The organism is Paenibacillus sp. P4_A7, assembly GCF_056402455.1.
Genome location: NZ_JBFUHJ010000044.1, coordinates 1 through 18,947, shown reverse-complemented (window position 1 = coordinate 18,947; position 18,947 = coordinate 1). Strand labels below are relative to the sequence as shown.

The following is an 18,947-nucleotide window of genomic DNA, read 5'->3' as shown; positions in this document are numbered from 1 at the left end:
GAACGACTCCTTCGACCAATTAGTTTGTCTTATAATAATCCTGTTTCTGTTATAACGCTAATCCCACTTAGAATCAAGAGAATAGCTTGTAAAAATGAAAGATGCTGACCAAAAAAATGGCGGCAAATTGAACAAAGTGCATGTTTCAAAATAAATGGTTACATGCTAAAAAAAGCCTTCCGGTCATCCAAAAGGCTTCTTTATGCTAAAATGGAGCGCGTATTTCGTAAGACTTCTTTCATTGCATCAGAATCAATTGGAACGCTGCCAACGACTTTGATTTTACGCTTTTTCACATCCAAACTCTTCAACTGATCCGTTAGAACGACACCACTAAACGGTAGTCCCTCTGGAAGCATAACCTCAAAAGCATAATCTTTTACTTGGTTAGTAATCGGACAAACAATAGCAAAGCCTGTAATCTCATTAAAATCCGCTTCAGAAAGTACGATTGCGGGTCGACGGCCCGCCTGCTCATGACCAGCTTGTGGATCGAAGTCCAGCCAAACCAGATCACCACGCGCTGGAGTGATCAAATCAATTCATCTCCTTCGATCCCGAAGTCGATTTCTGCATGACTTTTTGAATCCGGCTTAATTTTTGAGAGCAGCATCTTCATATGTGCACGCAGTTCCTCATTCGACTCTTCTGGTTTCGTAGTAGGCCGCAGCAGAATATCATTTTCCGGCGTCACCATTATTTGCATTTCAGCGCCTTCTTCTAGGTTTAGCTGCTTTAGGATTTGGTTTGGAATACGGACAGCACTACTATTACCCCATTTACTGAGMGTTACAGTCGTCATTCTGATCACGTCCTTTCCCTTCTGATAATCCAATTATAATTCACCACCCTTATCATGTATATACATATGATATACAATTCTTAGTGGATTGATACCGACATTATATTTCAAACTCCAGGAGCTATCTGTTCGAATGAGCCAAAAGGACAACACCCTGCTCCACCTCAAAAGCGCCTCGGGAGAAAATACTCCAAAGGCGTTTTTGAGGTGGAACAGCTAAACATTTATGAAATTATAATTGACCTTTTGCATCACGATAAGCAGCCATATATGCTGCTGCTTTCTTCTCAATAAGTGAGAAATCGCCAGTCTTCACTGCTTCCTTCGTTAAATCTGAGCCTATGCCTACCGCAACAGCGCCTGCTTGGATCCACTCTTTTAGATTGTCGAGAGAAACGCCGCCAGTAGGCATAACGTTAGCTTGTGGCAATGGTCCTTTTATGGATGGAATCACACTTGGTGAATATAGGTTGCCAGGGAACAGCTTCACAATATCAACACCAAGCTCAAGGGCGGTTTGTATTTCATGAATCGTCATCGTACCCGGCAAGATCGGAATTGCATAACGATTGCAAAGCTTTATAGTCTCAGCATTTAAAGCAGGCGAAACCACATACTCAGAGCCTGCTAATATCGCAGCGCGAGSCGTCTCTGGATCGAGTACTGTGCCTACACCTATAATCGCGTAATTGTCTGCATCTGGAGCTGCTGAGCTCGAATATTCTTTCGACAATTGCTCAATAGCACGCAAGGCGAAAGGTACTGTCATCGTAATCTCAATCGCTTTAATACCGCCCTTAATCGCATGGCGGGCCATCTCTGCTACTTCTTCAGCTGAATCTGCGCGTAATACGGCCACAACTCCCGCTTCTGTTAGTTGCTGTAGCACTCTAAGCTTTTTCATCTACAAGTCCCTCTTCCCATTATGTTCATTTAGGTTCGAATTTGTTCAATATATACCACTCATTATAGTCGCTTCACCTTAAACCTTCAATAATATTGTCGTGGTTTTAATAGTTCAATTTTTATTTGGTTTCGTTATTCTCTACATACGGGGCATATTTGACCCTTTCAGAACAATTAATGGATCTGATGTCCGCACGCGTATCCAGAATGGGGGGGAATGTTCACAAATAAACACTTTTACGTCCTCTTCCTTAACTACTGAGCTCCCGTAGTTTCGCATTTTGCAATTAAATGAAGCCGGAGGAGGGGCAACTACGATTTAGTTTCACGAGATGAACTTAATTGCTCGGATGGCTGGAGCTGTGCCCTCTTTCAAGTGAATTAGCTGCAGTTTCTGAAACTAATTAGTCTCTAATTCCTTAATGACTCTCTTTAGTTTCATAATGTGAAATTAAATTCAAAATGCTTGAAGGCTTCGCGATGAACTGTTAATTCCTTAGCGGTAATACATTCAAATTTTCCCCAAGCTGCCATATGAATGGGTACTTTCTTGCCGGTATTATAAGCATTGTCTCGGACTGGTAGTGTCTCGGTCTGGCAGCGTCCTAGACTGCCGCTATTTCTAATTTTAAGAAAACTAAATGTACTTTATTCGGTTGTGCCCATCTAGTGAAGCAGACTGCCTCGGCAATATGCTTCACATTACACTCTCCATGTAATCCCTGTTCTATAATTAAGCATCCGTAGACTTAACCGCTACCCGCGCTCTACCATCCGGTGACCAATAGGTCCACATCCGCAGCAGCCGTTCAATCGGCCCATGCTTATATTTTCGGATCACATAGCCGGAGGCGATAGCTTGAACGATATAAATAACCAGTGCCAGCAGCAAGCCATACCCTATACCCATTTTCCCGAACCAACCAAGTCCATAACCATAAAATATAGTCGTACAAATGACGGTTTGCATTAAATAGTTTGTCAGCGACATTCGGCCTACCGATTCAAATGCAGCTATGACAACGGAACGTTTGGATTGAATAGATAACACAAGCGCCAGCCCGAATATATAACCGAGAGCAAGCACATGAGCGCCCGCTGCCAGTATGGCACTACTCCATGCCCAGTCCGATTGCATGACGGCTATTGCTTTTAACAGTAACCCGAGCGGCAAGAAAATCACCGTCAACCAACCATACCTTCGGCGTTCATTTCTTGGCTCATGGAACCATTTATTATTAGCCGCCGCTATCCCTAACAAGAACATCGGGAGTAGTATCACTGGTACAAAAAACATAGCTAAAATAGTTATTGCTGCAGGTATATCGAGCGGATCCTCATTCAATCGGAAGTTGGATATTTCTTTATAGGTACCTTCGCCATAAACCGAAATCGAATGCTTCACATATTGCTGAATCTGAGCTTCCTCCACCGGCGACACCAATTCTGATCCGTAATTTATGCCAAAGTAAAATAAACTCAATATAATAGCCCATATAACCAAGGTCTTCGGCTTCCTCTTAATGAATAATAGCAAGCAAAAGCCACCCGCTCCATAAGAGAGCAATATATCCCCTTCCCACAGCAATAAAATATGCAATAAGCCAAGTACAAGCAGCATCAAAAAGCGCCTTACTAAAGTGAGCTCTGGCTTAACACCTCTAAACACTAAGCTTTCCCTGAGCTTATATAAGCCATATCCGAAAAGGAACATAAAGATCGGAGCAAAGCTTCCCACCACCATTATTTTCAAAACATTATACAAGCTTTCATCCATTGATGAAGGATTAAAAAGCTGCAGCTCCGCTTGCCCATAAATGCCATACTGGAAAGCGAGCATATTCGCAACAAGAATCCCCAGTAAGCAAAAGCCCCGAATGATGTCGATCATTCGAATGCGGTTTATTTGTTCATTTTGATTAATCAACTATTTCGCTTCTCCTTCCTCAGCCAGCTGTCCATTCTATCTAGTGCCTCTGTGAGCCTAGAAACAGAGGATGCATAGCAGCATCGGATAAAGCCCTCTCCCCCTAATCCGAATACATGACCCGGTACAGTTGCGACACCTGCATCTTGCATTAGCCTTTCCGCAAACGTGTTAGAATCCAATCCTGTAGCAGCAATGGATGGGAAGGCATAAAATGCGCCCTGCGGATCATGACAAGCAAGCCCGATCTCCCTTAGTCCACTAACGAACATCCGTCTACGCTGGCTATATGACTCGACCATATGATCCTTTTCTCCCAAGCCATTTCTAAGCGATTCGATAGCTGCGATCTGTCCCAGAATGGGAGCACACATAACGGTGTACTGATGTATTTTCAACATTGCTGCGATAAGCTCCCGATTGCCGCACGCATATCCAATCCGCCATCCTGTCATAGCAAAAGCTTTCGAGAATCCGCTAATCACTAGCGTCCGCTCCTGCATCCCTGGCAGTGAAGCTATGCTCACATGCTTCTGACCATAGGTAAGCTCTGCATATATCTCATCTGAAATCACGATCAGATTATGCTCCTGGGCAACACGAGCAATCGGCAGCCAGTCTTCTGCTGTCATAATCGCACCTGTAGGGTTATTCGGATAGTTGACAAGCAACACCTTGGATCGCGGCGTTATATGCTTTCTCAGCACTTCAGCAGTCAGCTTAAAATGGTCCGCGGCAAAGGTTTGAGCTTCAACAACCTTCCCTCCGCTCAGTTGAGCGAGCGGCGAGTAAGCAATATAACTAGGAACTGGGACGATAATCTCATCACCTGCCCCAATTAATGTCCTCAGAGCAAGATCGATGGCTTCACTTCCTCCAACCGTAACGATCACTTCATTTGAAGGCTCGTATTTCACTTGAAAGCTCGTATATAAATAGTTCGCTATTTCTTCTCTAAGCTCGACTAGACCTGCGTTTGGCGTATAGGTCGTTCTGCCAAGGTCGAGAGCTTTTGAACATGCCGCTCTTACATGCTCAGGAGTGACAAAATCGGGTTCACCAACTCCAAGCGAGATGATGTTCTTGTTTCCTTCAGCAAAACTGAATAGCTTGCGTATGCCAGAAGGCGGGATATCCTTAACTGCTTGCGTAATAAGCTCATTCATCGAAAAAGGTTTCATAGTCGTTCCTCCTCAGTTTTTATGAAACAAAAAAAAGACCCGTCCCTATAAAGGGACGAGTCTTCACCCGTGTTACCACCCTAGTTTCACGCAAAAAAGCGTGACACTCCGCTCATGTATCTATCAATACATGCTCCCGTTAACGCTGGAAATGCGGCAGGGCTTACTTCTGTTCAGCCCGCTTCTCAGAGATGGCTTTCTGCTAGCACTCGAACGTTGGTTTTCAGCGATCCCAACTCTCTGTTCGATCAAGCGCATAACGTACTCTTTCTCGTCATCGAATATACAGCTATTCAACTTCAATGATTGCAATGGAATGTCCAATTAGCGGTCCCTTCAGGGTAAACCCGCTGTTTAAATTTCACCTATAGTAACATTAAAATTTTGGAAGCACAACACTTTTTTAGAACGACTTATCCACTACGAAAGAAATGCTGAAGGAAGCAAAAAACCGATTTGGTAAGGAGCCAACTCACATATATAACGGCCGACTATACAAACTACCTTTTCACTGAGCGTTATGATACGATTATATCTTCCTTATCTGTCCATAGAAATGTATGTCCATGTACAAGTAAAGTAAGCTAACTCTTTATAATATGGAGGTTATTCTAATGAAAATTGTAGCCATAGTAGGCAGTATTCGAAAAGAGTCGTTTAATCTTAAAATTGCAAAGTTTATGCAGGAACGATATAAAGGCCGAATGGATATCGATATTGTTAACATCCGTGACCTTCCTCATTTTGATCAAGATATCGAAAATGATCCTCCTGCTGTGGTGAAGGAATTTAAAAGAACGGTAGCCGATGCAGATGCTGTTTTATGGGTAACACCTGAATATAATTATTCGATCCCCGGTGTGTTAAAAAACGCAATCGATTGGCTGTCTCGTGTAGACAAGGTTATGATCGGTAAGCCATCACTTATAATTGGTGCCTCTATGGGTATACTGGGAACGGTACGTGCTCAACAGCATCTACGCGACATCTTATTTTCTAGCGGTGTCTCATCACCTATTATGCAAGGCAACGAAGTATATATTGCTTCTGTTCATGAAAAATGTAATGAAGAAGGCCAATTCGTCGATGAACGAACCATTACTAAATTGGATACCGTTGTTGACAACTTTATTAAGTCCTACAGATAATTTCAGATTGCATTAAAAAAAAGCCGTGATGTCTACGTACTGTAGATAATCATGGCTTTTTCTAGTTCATTCGCCCTAGCTGGTACACATTTACAAAAACACAATAATTTCTAAATAATGGGATAACAAACAACTGTTACTATTCAAATAACAACATATAGACGACACGCTGAGTCAAGCATCCAGGGAGGGATACAGCTTACTTACATACTAAATATAAGTTTACAGGAGCTACCCTAAATACCGCTTACAAACGAATCCATTTGAGAAAGGTGACCTATTCCATGCAAATGAAAAAAGTAGTGGTTATTTCAATGCTTGCAGCAGCTCTAGGGACCACAGCAATCACACCCGTATTAGCAGCAGAAACAGTATCCGTTCAACAAACATTTGAAATCGGGGAAACGATGTTCATCGTCAACGCGAATCCGGTAGCTCTTCGGACGATTTCTGATGACGACATGACACTAGTGTCCGTTCGTGACATCGCAAACTCGATCGGAGCTTCAATTGAGCTTGTTAAGGGAGCCGCTATCGTAAAGCTAGAGGGCAATACGGTAAAAGTAAACTTTGCATCCAACTCCCTTACAGTAAATGGTGCAAATCAAACACTTGAGCACCCTCTAAGAAATGTTAACTACACCAACTTTATTGATCCAGCCTCATTGGTGCAAGCGCTTGGCGGTACATATGAAGAGGATGAGAGCAGCCCTTCCATCTCAACGCTTAATTTGCTTCGTTCCGTTGAGCAGGCCGTGTGGATTAGTGCCTCACAGTTTATCGTATCCCATTCTATTGCTGAGGGACGCGTAGATTATTTAGTTGACTCGGCTACTGGTGATCACCGTATTTTACTTATATCCTCTGACACTTCTGAGCTTGYCGTATCACCTGACGCAACGAAAGCAGCATATTCCGACGCTAATGGTGCAGTTTATGTGATTGATCTTAGCACTAGAGTATCGACAAAGATCAGCACAGACGACTCCATCAAAAACGAGCTGCAATGGGCAAAGGATGGTTCCTCCCTCTTCTTCCTGCAAGGTGATAAAAGCTCTGTTATAGCTAAAATAAATCTGGTAGGCGGCTCCGTTTCTAAAGTGTTGGACGACAAGGTTGAATATAAAGCTAACTTGGACGTATCTGCTGACGGCTCAAAGTTCGCTTACAGCGTATTCAAACAGCCTAAAGTAACAGCAGACAGCAGCAAAGAGGTTGACCTGGATGATGTAGCTATTGATGCCACAGGTACTGAACCACAGCTCTTCTACTTCGATTCATCCGTTAAGGATAGTAAACCGGTTCAACTGACCACAGGTACAGACGATAAGGTGTTCCTAAAGCTTGCTGCTGATGGCTCCAAAGCCTACTATGTTAGCGTAAGCAACGATGATGCAAGCATCGGAAAGCTTGTTTCCGTAGATAAAACGGGAAAAACAACCAGCAACGTATTCGTAAATAAGGATGTTTACCAGCTTGCCCAAAGCGGAACTGCGATCTATCTTCTGACAGCAGACAGTGAAGGCCAGAACGCAATCTATTCCATAGATGCAGCAACTGGTGCAAGCACACTTGTGCAAACCATATCTGACAATGTAACGGAAATCATTGTATCGAATCATTCACAGCAAATCGCAGCACTTATCGATGGTAAACTCGCAGTTTCTACCAATAACGTTTGGAAAAACATCACACAATAATGAGTGGAGGAATTATCAATGAAATGGTTTAAAAATATAACAATCGCTGTCGTCATCGCAGCAATCGGATTCTGCACAGTTAACACAGCTGTTGAAGCGGCGAGCAAGCTGAGTGGTAAAATCGTCATCAATGGTTCATCGGCCCTTCTGCCGCTAACGCTTCAAGCTGCCAATGAATTCAAGAAGCTTCACCCTAAAGTTAAAATCTCCGCTTCCGCAGCAGGCTCCATTACTGGTCCTCAAGCGGTTCGCAAAGGCATTGCTAACATCGGTGCAGTTGACTGGGATGCTTCTACAGACGTACCCGGCTTCAAAAAATTCGATGGTCAAGTCGCTCATAAAGTAGCTGTTATTCCTTTCGCTACAGTCGTAAACAAAAACGTAACCGTAACAAACCTTACGAATAAAGAACTGCAAGGCATCTTCTCTGGAAAAATTAAAAATTGGAAAGACGTTGGCGGCAAGGATGCTGAAATCATCGTCGTTAATCGTACGTTTGGCTCTGGTACACGCGTAAACTTCCAGGACAAAGCGTTGCTTGGGGAATCCTTCATGTCGAAGGGTRACAATTACAAAGAGGTTAAATCAAGCGGGGACATGAAGTCTGCTATTGAGACTACACCTAACTCCATCGGATATATGGACCTTGCTTATGTAACAACTAAAATGACAGCTCTTAAAATCAATGATATTGCTCCTACAGAAGCTAATGTAATCAATGGAAAATATAAAGTATGGGGCTACGGCTATTATATGACTAAAGGTGAGCCGACTGGTGCAACTAAAGAATTCATCGCTTACGTTCAAAGTGCTAAATTCCAAAATGGTTCACTTAAAAAATTGAAATTCATTCCGATTTCGGCAATGAAATAATTATGAATGGATAAGGAGCGGCCGGTTTGCGCGAATAGGCGCTAAAGCCGGCCGCTTTCTACCTCAAGGAGCCGATCATTTATGTTAGAAGCATCTCCTGCTGTGAAGGCACAGCTTAGCGCTGATATAGGCAGCACTATTTTAGCGGGCAACGGTAAGCCGTTCGATCGAAAATCACGCTTATTTGCGATGAATCGTATGTTTCGGTATATTTGCATCGCTTGCATTTGTTTAGTTTGTGTCATTCTATTTCTCATTTTGCTGCTTATGTTTCGGACGGGGATCTTAACCTTCTCTCATATCTCGTTTGCAGACTTTTTCTTATCCACGGAATGGAATCCGGAGAACGAACAATATGGAGCGCTTGTCTTTATTTTCGGCACCTTTGCTCTGACCTTGTTGACCCTTCTGATCTGTGTGCCTTTATCACTATTCATCGCAGTCTTTCTATCCGTTTTTGTCCCGCCTTGGCTGAAAAACATGCTTCGTCCGATTCTCGATTTGCTCGTTGGCATTCCTTCCGTTGTTTATGGATACCTTGGTTTAACGGTATTAATTCCAATGATCCGCTCTGTAACGGGTACTGGGATGGGCGATGGTATTTTAGCTGCCGCATTGGTACTAACCGTTATGGTCATTCCAACTGTCAGCCGTATCAGTGACGATGCAATTAGTGCTGTTCCTGCAAAGTATAGTGATGCCTCCTATGCGCTTGGTGCGACCAGATTCCAGACGGTATGGAAGGTGCTGCTTCCTTCTGCCAAGAGCGGAATTATGTATGCAGTCATTCTAGGCATGGCTCGTGCAGTCGGAGAAACGATGGCTGTTGTTATGGTTATTGGAAACACACCGCAGCTTGCTGACAGCTTATTAAAACCAACATCTGTACTCACGAGTAATATCGTTATGCAAATTTCAAGCGTTCCTTTTGATTCGACTTGGAATTACGCTCTTTATTTAATGGGCTTCCTGCTCCTCGTCATCTCATTACTTATGATTGTTGCTATTCGCTGGCTACAAAAGAAGGGGACACAGCTATGAAAAACGCAGCTAAAATACAAGCGCCAATTAATCCTTTTAGCGGCAAAAAAGGGTTGAATCAATTGAATGACCGTATATTCACGATCACCGTTTGGGTCGTCGGGATTCTCATCATTTCCTTTATATTCACGCTTCTTTTTCTCATCCTGCAGGATGGACTTCCTAAGCTAACCTGGGACTTTCTATTTGGTCTGCCAAGTGAAATTGATGAAGGCGGCGGTATTGGCCCAACCCTTCTGAATTCCTTTTATATTTTATTCATATCCTTATTAATATCGATCCCGCTAGGCATGGCAGCCGGCATTTATTTGGCCGAGTTTGCACCTGAAAACAAATTTATTGGATTCGTACGTATTTGCGTAGAGGGGCTTGCGTCCGTACCCTCCATTATTTTCGGATTGTTTGGTATCGCTCTGTTCGTCGAGTTTTTCCAGATTGGTCTCACCATTCTCGGGGGAGCGGTTAGTCTCGCCTTTCTTAACTTGCCCGTTCTTACAAGAGTAACGGAGGAATCGATTCGTGCCGTACCGCGTGAGCTAAAAAGTGCTTCATTCGCACTCGGAGCTACTCACCTCCAGACCATCACAAAAGCACTCATCCCTGCTGCGCTATCAGGAATTATTACAGGCATCTGCCTAGTTGCGGGCAGAGCTTTCGGTGAAAGTGCCGTAATTATATTAACTGCAGGCGTAACGACCTCCGGTGAAATGTGGGATTTCAGCCTATTCTCTCCTGGTGAGACACTCGCTGTGCATCTGTGGTATGTGCAATCCGAGGCTATTGTTGGCGACGCGCAGGAAATTGCCCAGAAAGCTTCCGCAGTTCTTGTATTCGTTGTTCTGCTCATTAATCTAGTGTTCCGTATTCCCCTTTGGCTTAATGCTCGCCTTACAAAAAGATAAATTTTTTACAGCCCCCGCCAGCCTTAATTCCCCACATCAAAACCAATAGACAATGAAGCCCTAGGGTCCAACCTCGTTCGTAAAGAGGCTAAGCCCTTTTTGCTTTACCCCTGCCGTATACAAACACAACTCACGAGCCGTCCCACCAATTAACTCAGGTTTTCTTTCATTCGCTATGCGGCCTTGATACGACCCATTTACTATCATTATACGAAAAAGGTAACATTAATCATCTGAAACTTATCTATTTGTTTGCGCAGACTCTCTCTGGTGCGTCATGCATCTATTACGGCGATGAGACCTTTAAAGTAGATGATTGCTTAAGTCTATCGATAGTACTACTAAATATATGACTTATTGTTACATTTCCTTATATGTTCCAGCATTGTCCCCTCCTATTGATGCTGATTTTCTGATAGAATGGAAAACACAAGCTATTAATCGGAGGTTACTATTTTGGATTACATTATATTAGATATTGAATTTAATGGCCGTAAGTTTGCCAGTGAGCTCCCGATGGAAGTAATCGAGATTGGAGCCGTGCGATTAGACTCCTCCTTACAGCAAATAGATGAATTTTCAGCGTTGGTCAAACCGGTTTATTTTTCTAAGCTAAACAGCTTCATTAAGAAAAAAACAGGAATTCCGCAGGAGGATATTGATCAAGCTGAAGGCTTTCCAGCGGTTAATGCAGATTTCACTGCTTGGCTGAATAAAAGTGATGAATTTCTGTTATTCACTTGGGGCGGCGAGGACTTAAAGCGAATCGTATACGATACTCGGATGCATAAACTAGATGATGCCTACTGGATGGGTGTTCATTATTTCGATTTATTGAAAGGCTATATTCGCTACAAAAAAGTAACAAATGACGTTAGTGTTGAGGCTGCCTTAGCTGACCTTGAAATAACGGCAGAAGGCTCAGCCCATCGGGCACTTGACGATGCTCGTATGACGGCCGAAGTATTCCGCAAAATTTTTGGTGAACTCGATTTCGAAATGAAGCAGCAGTTTAAAGACTTATACACCAACGCCAAGGAACGTAGGCTTGTTAAAAATGCAATTCGTTCGATGTCCGCACAAAAGGTCGTTCCGCAATGGGAGCTGCTCGTTGAGCGTTATCTGACTGGCAAAGTGTCGCTTGACGATGTTAGGAAGGCCGCTGAGATGGAGCAATATTTTAATTTGGAGCTAGAGAAGCTAGGGAATACTGCAGCAGGCAAAGTAGGATAATAGCCGCTTAAGCTTATAAAGCAAACGGAATCAGTAAAAGAGAGAATGACCTATATTTAAGCATCGGAGTAATCACAGCTATGAAACGCATTACCAAACCTGCTGCTACCTACGAACTGCTCTACATCGTTGGAATTGTAGCTATATCGTTCTCTTCTATATTCGTTCGCTGGTCGGACGCTGACGCGGCTGTAATTGCCATGTACCGTTTATATTTCACTAATCTGCTTATGCTGCCGTTCGTTTGGAAGTATCGCAAGGTTATGTTTGATTTAACTGCTCGGCAATGGCGTTTGCTGACTGCTTCGGGCGTTATGCTAGGCATGCACTTTCTACTATGGATGGCTTCATTACGATTAACGACTGTTGCCAGCTCTACCGTTATTTTAACGCTAGAGCCAGCTTTCGTTATGTTAGGCTCCTATTTGTTATTTAAAACAAAAGCGAATCGCATGATGTTATTAGGTATGGGGATAGCCCTAACGGGATCTTTCATTATTGGCTCGGGCGATCTTAAGCTTTCGAATGATGCGCTGCTTGGTGACTTATTGTCGCTTTTAGGAACGATTGCAGTAGCTATTCATATGCTGATCGGCAAAGAGCTTCGGAAGGATATTGACGCATTTCCCTATAATTTCTGGGTATTCTTCCTCGCTGCTACTTCACTTGCGATTTACAATGTAATATGTGGCAATGACTTTATTGGGTACAGCTCAAACGAGTGGGGTAATTTTCTGCTGCTCGCCATTGTCTCTACGCTGTTCGGCCATTATCTGTTCAACTGGCTGCTCAAATATATGAAAGCAGCTACCGTATCAATGGCGGTACTTGGCGAGCCTGTCATCGCATCCCTGCTCGCTTGGATGCTTCTGGATGAAGCGTTATCCATGTACCAGCTAGCGGCTGGCGCTCTGATTCTATGTGGCGTCTGGCTGTTTATGAGGCATGGTAAGGAATAAGCATTAAATAGACCGCTCTTAAGCCAAACGGCTAAAGGGCGGTCTTTATTTTGAGGGTGTTTTCAAGAGTATAAGTGCTAATAACATACCACAATCGGGCATCATTCTTTAGTTCAATCAGAATCACGGGATATGTTACTGGATTCATTGCGGGATTCGTTACTTCGCCAGCAGGGTGCGTGTGTTGTTGGTGTTGGTACGATCCAGATTCAACCGCACATAGGAGCTACCTACACGACTTTGACTGGATAACATACAGTCAACTCCATCGAGAACGGACCTTTTTTCTATTTGATTGTATTCTGTCCATGCAAAACGTACGTATCCCCCTACTTTAAGTGATAGGCGCTGTTTTGATTGGACTAAATACATTCAAACGATCATATCGCACGATTTATCCCTATTTGATTGGATTAAATACACTCAAATACCGTAAACACACCCACCTATCCGCATATTCGGAATAACACCAACCCCAGCACACCCGCTCGGCCATCACAGTAACATTTCTACAATAAACACAAATCCGATCACACCTTCAGGACCATCATAGTAACACTTCAACAATAAACACCATCCCGATCACACCTGCTCGACCATCACAGTAACATTTCAACAATATACAACCACCCTCATTACATCTGCTCTATTACAGCTGCTTGAACGCGCTTTCCTTGAGCTCGTAAAAGAGCACGCCACGTCTACTACTAATTGGCTGCAACCAATTCTTATCTACTAAGGCTTGCAACCACTTACGAGCGGTTCTAAAATCCACATCTAACTGCTGAGTAACATCAATCGGTCGAATCGGTCGTCCTATGTGCCAGGCTAATCGCAATACCTCTTTCTCCGCCATTACAGCTGGTTTAACGAAATCTTTTCGAATTAAATGAGGTCCAATCACCAGATGAAGCAACATCCTACACACCTCTGGCCGATTCTGCACATCGTCGAAGGAGAAATGAATCATCTTCCAACCCATACCCGTTAAAAATGTATCTCGGTTTTAGGAGTAACTGAATTTTTCGCGATCCATATCCTTCACATGCGTTTGAAACCCATCACATTCCAGACCAAACTTTCCATAGAGCGGCAAAAAGGAAAAATCCAAAAACTGTGACTTTCGATTCCAATCGTATACCTCATATTCCGGATGCAGATCGTCAAAGCTGCCTACTAACGGCCACCAAACGTTTTCCAATAACAGCTTCTCTCCATAGCTGTGGCCTCTTAGCAATCTGCCTTTTCGTTCTCCACTCCTACCATTCATGTGGCGTGCAATAAATGCATCATGTGCCTGTTCAAAATTCATTTACCAGCCTCTTTTCTTATTGAAAAATAAAAAAAGAACGCCCCTATTGCCGGATGGCAAAAGGACGTTCTTCGTCTATGTTGATTATAACAGTAAAATAACCTGACTATCTACAGCATAATTCCCAAAATTCATCTAACAAAGTAAGTCGTTACACCAGTCAATGTAAACACACCGAATACGAATATAGTCGGATGTAGCCTAGTAAGTAACAGCCCTTTCAACTATCAGAGTGGATTTCGTACAATCAAATACACAAAATAACCCATCAAAGGTCGTTTGATTGGAAATCATACAATCAAATGAGCTATGATCGTCACTTTTCTTCCATTTCAGCCATTTTGCCTGTACAAAATCCATCCAAAGCAAAAATCCTACTCAGGAACTCGATTTGATTGGACGATATGCAATCAAATCACATCCATCTACCTCACAAGGTACGTCCAAAGGCGGAGCAATGCACTTTATTACTTTTACGGGCAGCACACATAGGTCTAACAGTCCCTATAACTAACTGGATACTCTCTACCGTATAACTACTATTAATTCTGCAGTTAGTCAGCTGCAAATCCGCCTGCTTTCTACTTCTTCCTGCTACTCCGCATACCCGCCACTACCTTCAGGCTGCCGTTGTCACCTTCCACGAATCGGAGATAATCTTCCGACTCCATTGGGATGAGTGCCATTTTCCCCTGCTCATTAAAATGAATTCCCCATCCATATTTCTTCGGCAGCATAGATGCTCGCAAGCATGCTTGCGACTTCCCGAAAAAATCAGCTCTCATCTCGGTTCCCCGTTCAGCCAATTCCCCTGCCGGAACTCCCTTATGCTTGGCATATACTTCGAACAACAGCTCTTCTTGCGTGTACACGTATGGATGATTAGCAATCAATTCGTATTCTAAGCTAGGCTTCGTCCTGCCATTCTTTTTGTCAGGCGGTACAGTTCCAAGCTCTACTGGACAGTCCGGTGAAATCGTAATGAACGTATTATAATAGTTCCATTCCATAACTGTGCCCTCCTCAATCAACCCAATAATACTCTTTGTAGCTCGTTGTTCTCTTTTCATAATATATCCTATTTATTCCTATTTGAGCATTGACTATCTTCAAATTCACTAATGGATATATCCATTATAGATATATCCATTAGTGATACATTATTTGAATTTGCTAGCTAGGAGGTGAACAGATGTCCCGAAGCAATAAACTGGAAATGGATCAATTAACGGATGCGGCCTATTATATACTCTTATCTCTGCTCATTCCGAGGCACGGATATGGCATCATGAGCTATATTGAACAACTGACCGCCGGTGAAGTAACCATTGGGCCCGCCACGACTTATACCCTTATCAAAAAGCTGCAAGACAACAACTGCATTATTTTATCAGATGAAGAAGATAATGATCGACGGAAAACTTACCTCATTACGGAGAAGGGTAAAAATCTGGTCACCAATGAAATTGCGCGGAGAACCAGAATGGCCGAGCACGGAAATCAAGCTTTAAAATACGCTGAGGAGGAACTAAACAATGACTAAAGAGAGACGTTATACAATGTCCGGAGGTCTTGCTTTCACAGAGCAAAGAGATATGAACAAACTAAGCCGTTTGGCTGCAAAGGGCTGGCTGCTCGATTCATTTGCTTTTCTTGGGTTTCACTTGCGCAAAGGCGAGCCGCAACAATTAACCTACTGTGTCGATTATAACGATGTGAAGCCGGCCGAACTAGCCAGCTACCTAGAATTATTTGAAGCGAGTGGTTGGACAAAGGTATGCTCAAATAGTAACATTTATATTTTCTCAGCTGCAAAAGGAACCGTGCCTATTTATACCGATACCGAGACAAAGCATGTAAAATACAAAAAATCCATGCAGATGATAAAGCCGCTATTGTTTATTCCCCTCTTTACAGCAGTCATGTTTGCCCTGTTCCTACTTTCACAATACCTACCCGATAACACCGTTCTAAAAAATATATTCATAACAGCTGGGGCACTCAGCCTTATTGTAAGTGTACCGATTTTAATGACCTATATTTCGTTTCTTATTCGTCTAAATCGCGTAAAATAATGCACGTAATCAACGAAAAGGGCCATCATCATGAAGATGACAGCCCTCCCTTATTCAAATATAATATGACTTCATAAAATGACTTATTGAAACGCTCTTCCTTTTAGCTCCAGCAATTCAACAGGACCGAAAGCAACGTTCGTTGTTTGCTTCAAGGAAATTTCATCGTCATTGATGAATGTACATTCAAATTTTATGCCAAAAGGTGTATCTATTAAACGGACGGTCAGTTCGACTGTATGGTCATTGATCCAAGTGAAGTAGGATAAGGCCTTTGCTTCCTGTTCAGGTGAAATTTGAACAGTGCCTTCATGCCATGTTCCCCTGCCCAATCGAATGACTTGTTCACCAAATTTGCTATTAAACGCTAATACAGCATCGCCATGACTAAACTGTACGGAGAACGCATCCAAATCCTGTTCATTTTCATCGATATGGTATGTTTTGGCGGTAATGCTATCCTCTAATAAAGAATGAGTCTGCATGAAAGGCTGTACAATTGATAACTCACTTAAGCGAACGGTTAGGCTTTCTGCCAATTCATCTGCTGATTCTAGCAGCTCTGATTTCATTGCCGGTAACAGATGCTCCCAGACAACGTTCATAACGGCCTGCATATCCTTAACACCGCTTGTGATCGCTATTACTGCGTTATGCTCCGGCATTACGATACAATATTGTCCAAAAGCACCGTCGCCCCGGTAAACGCCATGGCGGCATAACCAAAATTGATAACCGTACCCCTGCGCCCAATCATTCTCCCCGCCATCACCATTCGAAATCCGTTTGGAGGTTGCTTCATTAATCCACTCTTCTGATAGGATGCGCTGATTGTTCCAGACTCCTTTTTGCAAGTAAAGCATTCCGAATCGCGCGATATCTTCTGTCTTGATGCTCAAACCCCAACCACCCGTATTAACGCCTCGCGGACAGGATTCCCAACTCGCTCCGGCAATACCTAGCGGCTCAAACAGTCGGGGCTGCAAATAAGCAAGCAATGTTTGCCCTGCGACCTTTTGAAGAATCGCTGACAGCATATATGTAGCTCCCGAATTGTATACGAAATGTGTACCTGGCTCATGCTCAACCGGACAACTAAGGAAAGCACTAGCCCAATCACCATCTGCTCTTTTGAGTATGGTTTCCATCGTATCCTCAGCATGACCGGTTCCCATCATTAACAAGTGTCGTATGCGCATCTCGGCTAAATTAGAAACGACTTCTTCAGGCAGCTCATCAGGGAAATAAGATATTACTGCATCATCCAATGTCATTAGACCTTCGGAAACTGCCAAACCTATTGCTGTTGATGTAAAGCTCTTGCTGAGTGAGAACATCATATGCGGAAGTGATGCTTCATAAGGAGCCCACCAGCCTTCAGCTACCACATGACCATACCTAACAAGCATCAAACTATGCAGCTCCAAACCCTTCATTTGCACATCATCAAGGAATGCGCTGATCGCTACCGAAGATACTCCTTGCTCCTCAGGTCGACTTCTTGGTATGACTTGATCTGATTTTAAACTTTCCAGAACATGACCCCCTCGATTTGAGTATTCGCCTTGCCTGCCCAATCGATTAATACATTCTCCGGAGGCCATGCCAATTCCTATCCAAACTATACAAAAACATATATTCGTTTCATACTTCGCTATACGTCCCTCGATAATGGCAAGTTTAGTAGCTTTGGCCACTCCTTATTAAAGGTCGTTAGACGCAGCCGAAGCTTATAACCATTCTGTTCTACACAGAAATTGTCTTCCTCCCAATAGCCTCTCTGACCCGGTATCATCGCGCTAACATGTTCAATAAATCTGGATGATGAAACACCAAAAGTCACAACCATCTTAGGAGGCAAAGCGTACATGGCAATTGGGATCCATTTTCTGTCCTTTGAGCAAATGACCACATGTGCCGTTCCACCAATAGAAAACGTGAAGTTATCATAGGCCTTACCCATTTTCATCCCTAATAGCTGCTGCAGCCACTCACGGAAGTGAATAACACTATCTAATGGTTGGCCTTCATGGCAGCTACCACTTGATCGAATTTCGAATAAGGCACTTCAAAAGCAATGTGTGCTGGAGCAAGTGGCTCATATACTTCTACAAAAGACAAAACAGCATGTTCGGTCATTTGGAATCTAATTTGTTGTTCTGACTCATAGGCAATTAGAAAGTGTAATTGTTCATAGTAAAACTGCCTTACGCTTGAGATGGACAATGTATTTAACTGCAGCTCTGCAAAATGAGTAATCATCCAACCGCCTACTCCCTATTATTTGTCGTGCATAGCAGCTTGACGTTTATAATGGTCTTCTAGGACAACGGACGCCATTGCTTCAATAACTGGCACGATTCTCGGACAGATAGACGGATCATGCCGCCCCTCGGTGACAATAGTCTGATTCTCGCCAGCTATATTAATCGTCTGCTGAGGTTTAGAAATAGATGAAGTCGGTTTAACGACCACTCTAAAAACGATATCCTCTCCGTTGCTTATTCCACCCACAATTCCACCAGCATTATTACTCAAAAATCCGTCCGTACTCATTTGATCATTATGTTCGCTGCCGAGCATGTCAGCCGCTGCAAATCCGGCACCAAATTCAATACCTTTTATTGCGCCGATGGACAGCATCGCTTTTGCCAGTTCAGCATCCAGCTTGTCAAATACCGGCTCGCCGAGACCCGGCCGTACGCCTTTAATGCGGCATTCAACTATGCCGCCGCAGCTATCGCCGGCAGCTGCTAGTGCTTCGATCTTCTCAATCATTTTGACAGCCGCTATAGGATCGCATGCTCTCACACTATTTTTCTCAATTTMATCCTCATTATAGGTTTCGCACTTAATTCCGCCAATTTCCTTGGAGTATGCGACTATAC

The 18,947-nt window shown here is 43.2% G+C and carries 21 protein-coding genes and 1 other annotated feature; of the genes, 9 read left to right on the top strand and 12 right to left on the bottom strand.

Going from position 1 to position 18,947, the window contains the following annotated elements; translation table 11 throughout:
• Positions 1 to 200 precede the first annotated feature (200 nt).
• The 5 genes from AC1DWN_RS09175 to AC1DWN_RS09155 all read right to left on the bottom strand — a co-directional run bounded on the left by AC1DWN_RS09175 (position 201) and on the right by AC1DWN_RS09155 (position 4,816).
• Complete coding sequence (locus tag AC1DWN_RS09175) at positions 201 to 536, bottom strand: type II toxin-antitoxin system PemK/MazF family toxin (protein WP_477558597.1); 336 nt, start codon at positions 534 to 536, stop codon at positions 201 to 203.
• Positions 533 to 802 (bottom strand): AbrB/MazE/SpoVT family DNA-binding domain-containing protein, encoded by a 270-nt coding sequence (locus tag AC1DWN_RS09170; RefSeq protein WP_477558596.1) that lies wholly within the window; start codon positions 800 to 802, stop codon positions 533 to 535. Before AC1DWN_RS09170 ends, AC1DWN_RS09175 begins: the two co-directional genes overlap by 4 nt.
• 232 nt (positions 803 to 1,034) lie before the next feature.
• Positions 1,035 to 1,706 carry a bifunctional 2-keto-4-hydroxyglutarate aldolase/2-keto-3-deoxy-6-phosphogluconate aldolase gene (locus AC1DWN_RS09165; protein ID WP_477558595.1) on the bottom strand — a complete coding sequence of 224 codons (672 nt, stop codon included), beginning with the start codon at positions 1,704 to 1,706 and terminating at the stop codon, positions 1,035 to 1,037.
• Between the two features lie 735 nt (positions 1,707 to 2,441).
• Positions 2,442 to 3,635, bottom strand: coding sequence for a DUF418 domain-containing protein (locus tag AC1DWN_RS09160; RefSeq protein ID WP_477558594.1), 1,194 nt, complete (start codon positions 3,633 to 3,635; stop codon positions 2,442 to 2,444).
• Entirely contained in the window at positions 3,632 to 4,816 is a 1,185-nt protein-coding gene (locus tag AC1DWN_RS09155) for an aminotransferase class I/II-fold pyridoxal phosphate-dependent enzyme (protein WP_477558593.1), read from the bottom strand. The genes AC1DWN_RS09160 and AC1DWN_RS09155 overlap by 4 nt, the downstream gene beginning before the upstream one ends.
• Positions 4,817 to 4,864: 48 nt before the next feature.
• Positions 4,865 to 5,103 (bottom strand) — a binding site (T-box leader).
• A gap of 327 nt (positions 5,104 to 5,430) precedes the next feature.
• Between AC1DWN_RS09155 and AC1DWN_RS09150 the strand changes: the two genes are divergently transcribed.
• The 7 genes from AC1DWN_RS09150 (at position 5,431) to AC1DWN_RS09120 (ending at position 12,672) form a co-directional block, all read left to right on the top strand.
• Entirely contained in the window at positions 5,431 to 5,964 is a 534-nt protein-coding gene (locus AC1DWN_RS09150) for an NADPH-dependent FMN reductase (RefSeq protein WP_477558592.1), read from the top strand.
• A gap of 284 nt (positions 5,965 to 6,248) precedes the next feature.
• The gene (locus AC1DWN_RS09145; protein ID WP_477558591.1) at positions 6,249 to 7,664 is read left to right on the top strand and encodes a stalk domain-containing protein; all 1,416 of its coding nucleotides are present in this window, start codon (positions 6,249 to 6,251) and stop codon (positions 7,662 to 7,664) included.
• Positions 7,665 to 7,682: 18 nt separating this feature from the next.
• Complete coding sequence (locus AC1DWN_RS09140) at positions 7,683 to 8,537, top strand: phosphate ABC transporter substrate-binding protein (RefSeq protein ID WP_477558590.1); 855 nt, start codon at positions 7,683 to 7,685, stop codon at positions 8,535 to 8,537.
• A gap of 81 nt (positions 8,538 to 8,618) precedes the next feature.
• Positions 8,619 to 9,578, top strand: coding sequence for a phosphate ABC transporter permease subunit PstC (pstC, locus tag AC1DWN_RS09135; protein WP_477558589.1), 960 nt, complete (start codon positions 8,619 to 8,621; stop codon positions 9,576 to 9,578).
• Positions 9,575 to 10,480 carry a phosphate ABC transporter permease PstA gene (gene pstA, locus AC1DWN_RS09130; RefSeq protein ID WP_477558588.1) on the top strand — a complete coding sequence of 302 codons (906 nt, stop codon included), beginning with the start codon at positions 9,575 to 9,577 and terminating at the stop codon, positions 10,478 to 10,480. The genes pstC and pstA overlap by 4 nt, the downstream gene beginning before the upstream one ends.
• A 456-nt stretch (positions 10,481 to 10,936) precedes the next feature.
• Entirely contained in the window at positions 10,937 to 11,713 is a 777-nt protein-coding gene (locus AC1DWN_RS09125) for a 3'-5' exonuclease (protein ID WP_477558587.1), read from the top strand.
• Positions 11,714 to 11,793: 80 nt separating this feature from the next.
• Entirely contained in the window at positions 11,794 to 12,672 is an 879-nt protein-coding gene (locus AC1DWN_RS09120) for a DMT family transporter (protein ID WP_477558586.1), read from the top strand.
• 649 nt (positions 12,673 to 13,321) lie between these two features.
• Here the strand turns inward: AC1DWN_RS09120 and AC1DWN_RS09115 are convergent.
• The 3 genes from AC1DWN_RS09115 to AC1DWN_RS09105 all read right to left on the bottom strand — a co-directional run bounded on the left by AC1DWN_RS09115 (position 13,322) and on the right by AC1DWN_RS09105 (position 14,994).
• On the bottom strand, positions 13,322 to 13,591 hold the full coding sequence (locus tag AC1DWN_RS09115) for a hypothetical protein (RefSeq protein WP_477558585.1): 270 nt from the start codon (positions 13,589 to 13,591) through the stop codon (positions 13,322 to 13,324).
• Positions 13,592 to 13,678: 87 nt separating this feature from the next.
• Complete coding sequence (locus tag AC1DWN_RS09110; protein ID WP_477558584.1) at positions 13,679 to 13,984, bottom strand: hypothetical protein; 306 nt, start codon at positions 13,982 to 13,984, stop codon at positions 13,679 to 13,681.
• Between the two features lie 581 nt (positions 13,985 to 14,565).
• Complete coding sequence (locus AC1DWN_RS09105; protein ID WP_477558583.1) at positions 14,566 to 14,994, bottom strand: DUF6157 family protein; 429 nt, start codon at positions 14,992 to 14,994, stop codon at positions 14,566 to 14,568.
• A 182-nt stretch (positions 14,995 to 15,176) separates the two neighbouring features.
• Between AC1DWN_RS09105 and AC1DWN_RS09100 the strand changes: the two genes are divergently transcribed.
• Together AC1DWN_RS09100 and AC1DWN_RS09095 are read left to right on the top strand one after the other, a co-directional pair.
• Positions 15,177 to 15,527, top strand: coding sequence for a PadR family transcriptional regulator (locus AC1DWN_RS09100; RefSeq protein ID WP_477558582.1), 351 nt, complete (start codon positions 15,177 to 15,179; stop codon positions 15,525 to 15,527).
• On the top strand, positions 15,520 to 16,059 hold the full coding sequence (locus AC1DWN_RS09095; protein ID WP_477558581.1) for a DUF2812 domain-containing protein: 540 nt from the start codon (positions 15,520 to 15,522) through the stop codon (positions 16,057 to 16,059). Before AC1DWN_RS09100 ends, AC1DWN_RS09095 begins: the two co-directional genes overlap by 8 nt.
• An 83-nt stretch (positions 16,060 to 16,142) precedes the next feature.
• Here AC1DWN_RS09095 and AC1DWN_RS09090 read toward each other — a convergent pair whose 3' ends face one another.
• The 4 genes from AC1DWN_RS09090 to aroC all read right to left on the bottom strand — a co-directional run.
• Complete coding sequence (locus AC1DWN_RS09090; protein ID WP_477558580.1) at positions 16,143 to 17,663, bottom strand: serine hydrolase domain-containing protein; 1,521 nt, start codon at positions 17,661 to 17,663, stop codon at positions 16,143 to 16,145.
• A gap of 50 nt (positions 17,664 to 17,713) precedes the next feature.
• Positions 17,714 to 18,028 carry a hypothetical protein gene (locus tag AC1DWN_RS09085; RefSeq protein WP_477558579.1) on the bottom strand — a complete coding sequence of 105 codons (315 nt, stop codon included), beginning with the start codon at positions 18,026 to 18,028 and terminating at the stop codon, positions 17,714 to 17,716.
• A 44-nt stretch (positions 18,029 to 18,072) separates the two neighbouring features.
• Entirely contained in the window at positions 18,073 to 18,321 is a 249-nt protein-coding gene (locus AC1DWN_RS09080) for a VOC family protein (protein WP_477558578.1), read from the bottom strand.
• Between the two features lie 18 nt (positions 18,322 to 18,339).
• The coding region (gene aroC, locus AC1DWN_RS09075) for a chorismate synthase (RefSeq protein WP_477558577.1) at positions 18,340 to 18,947 on the bottom strand (608 nt) is incomplete at its 5' end.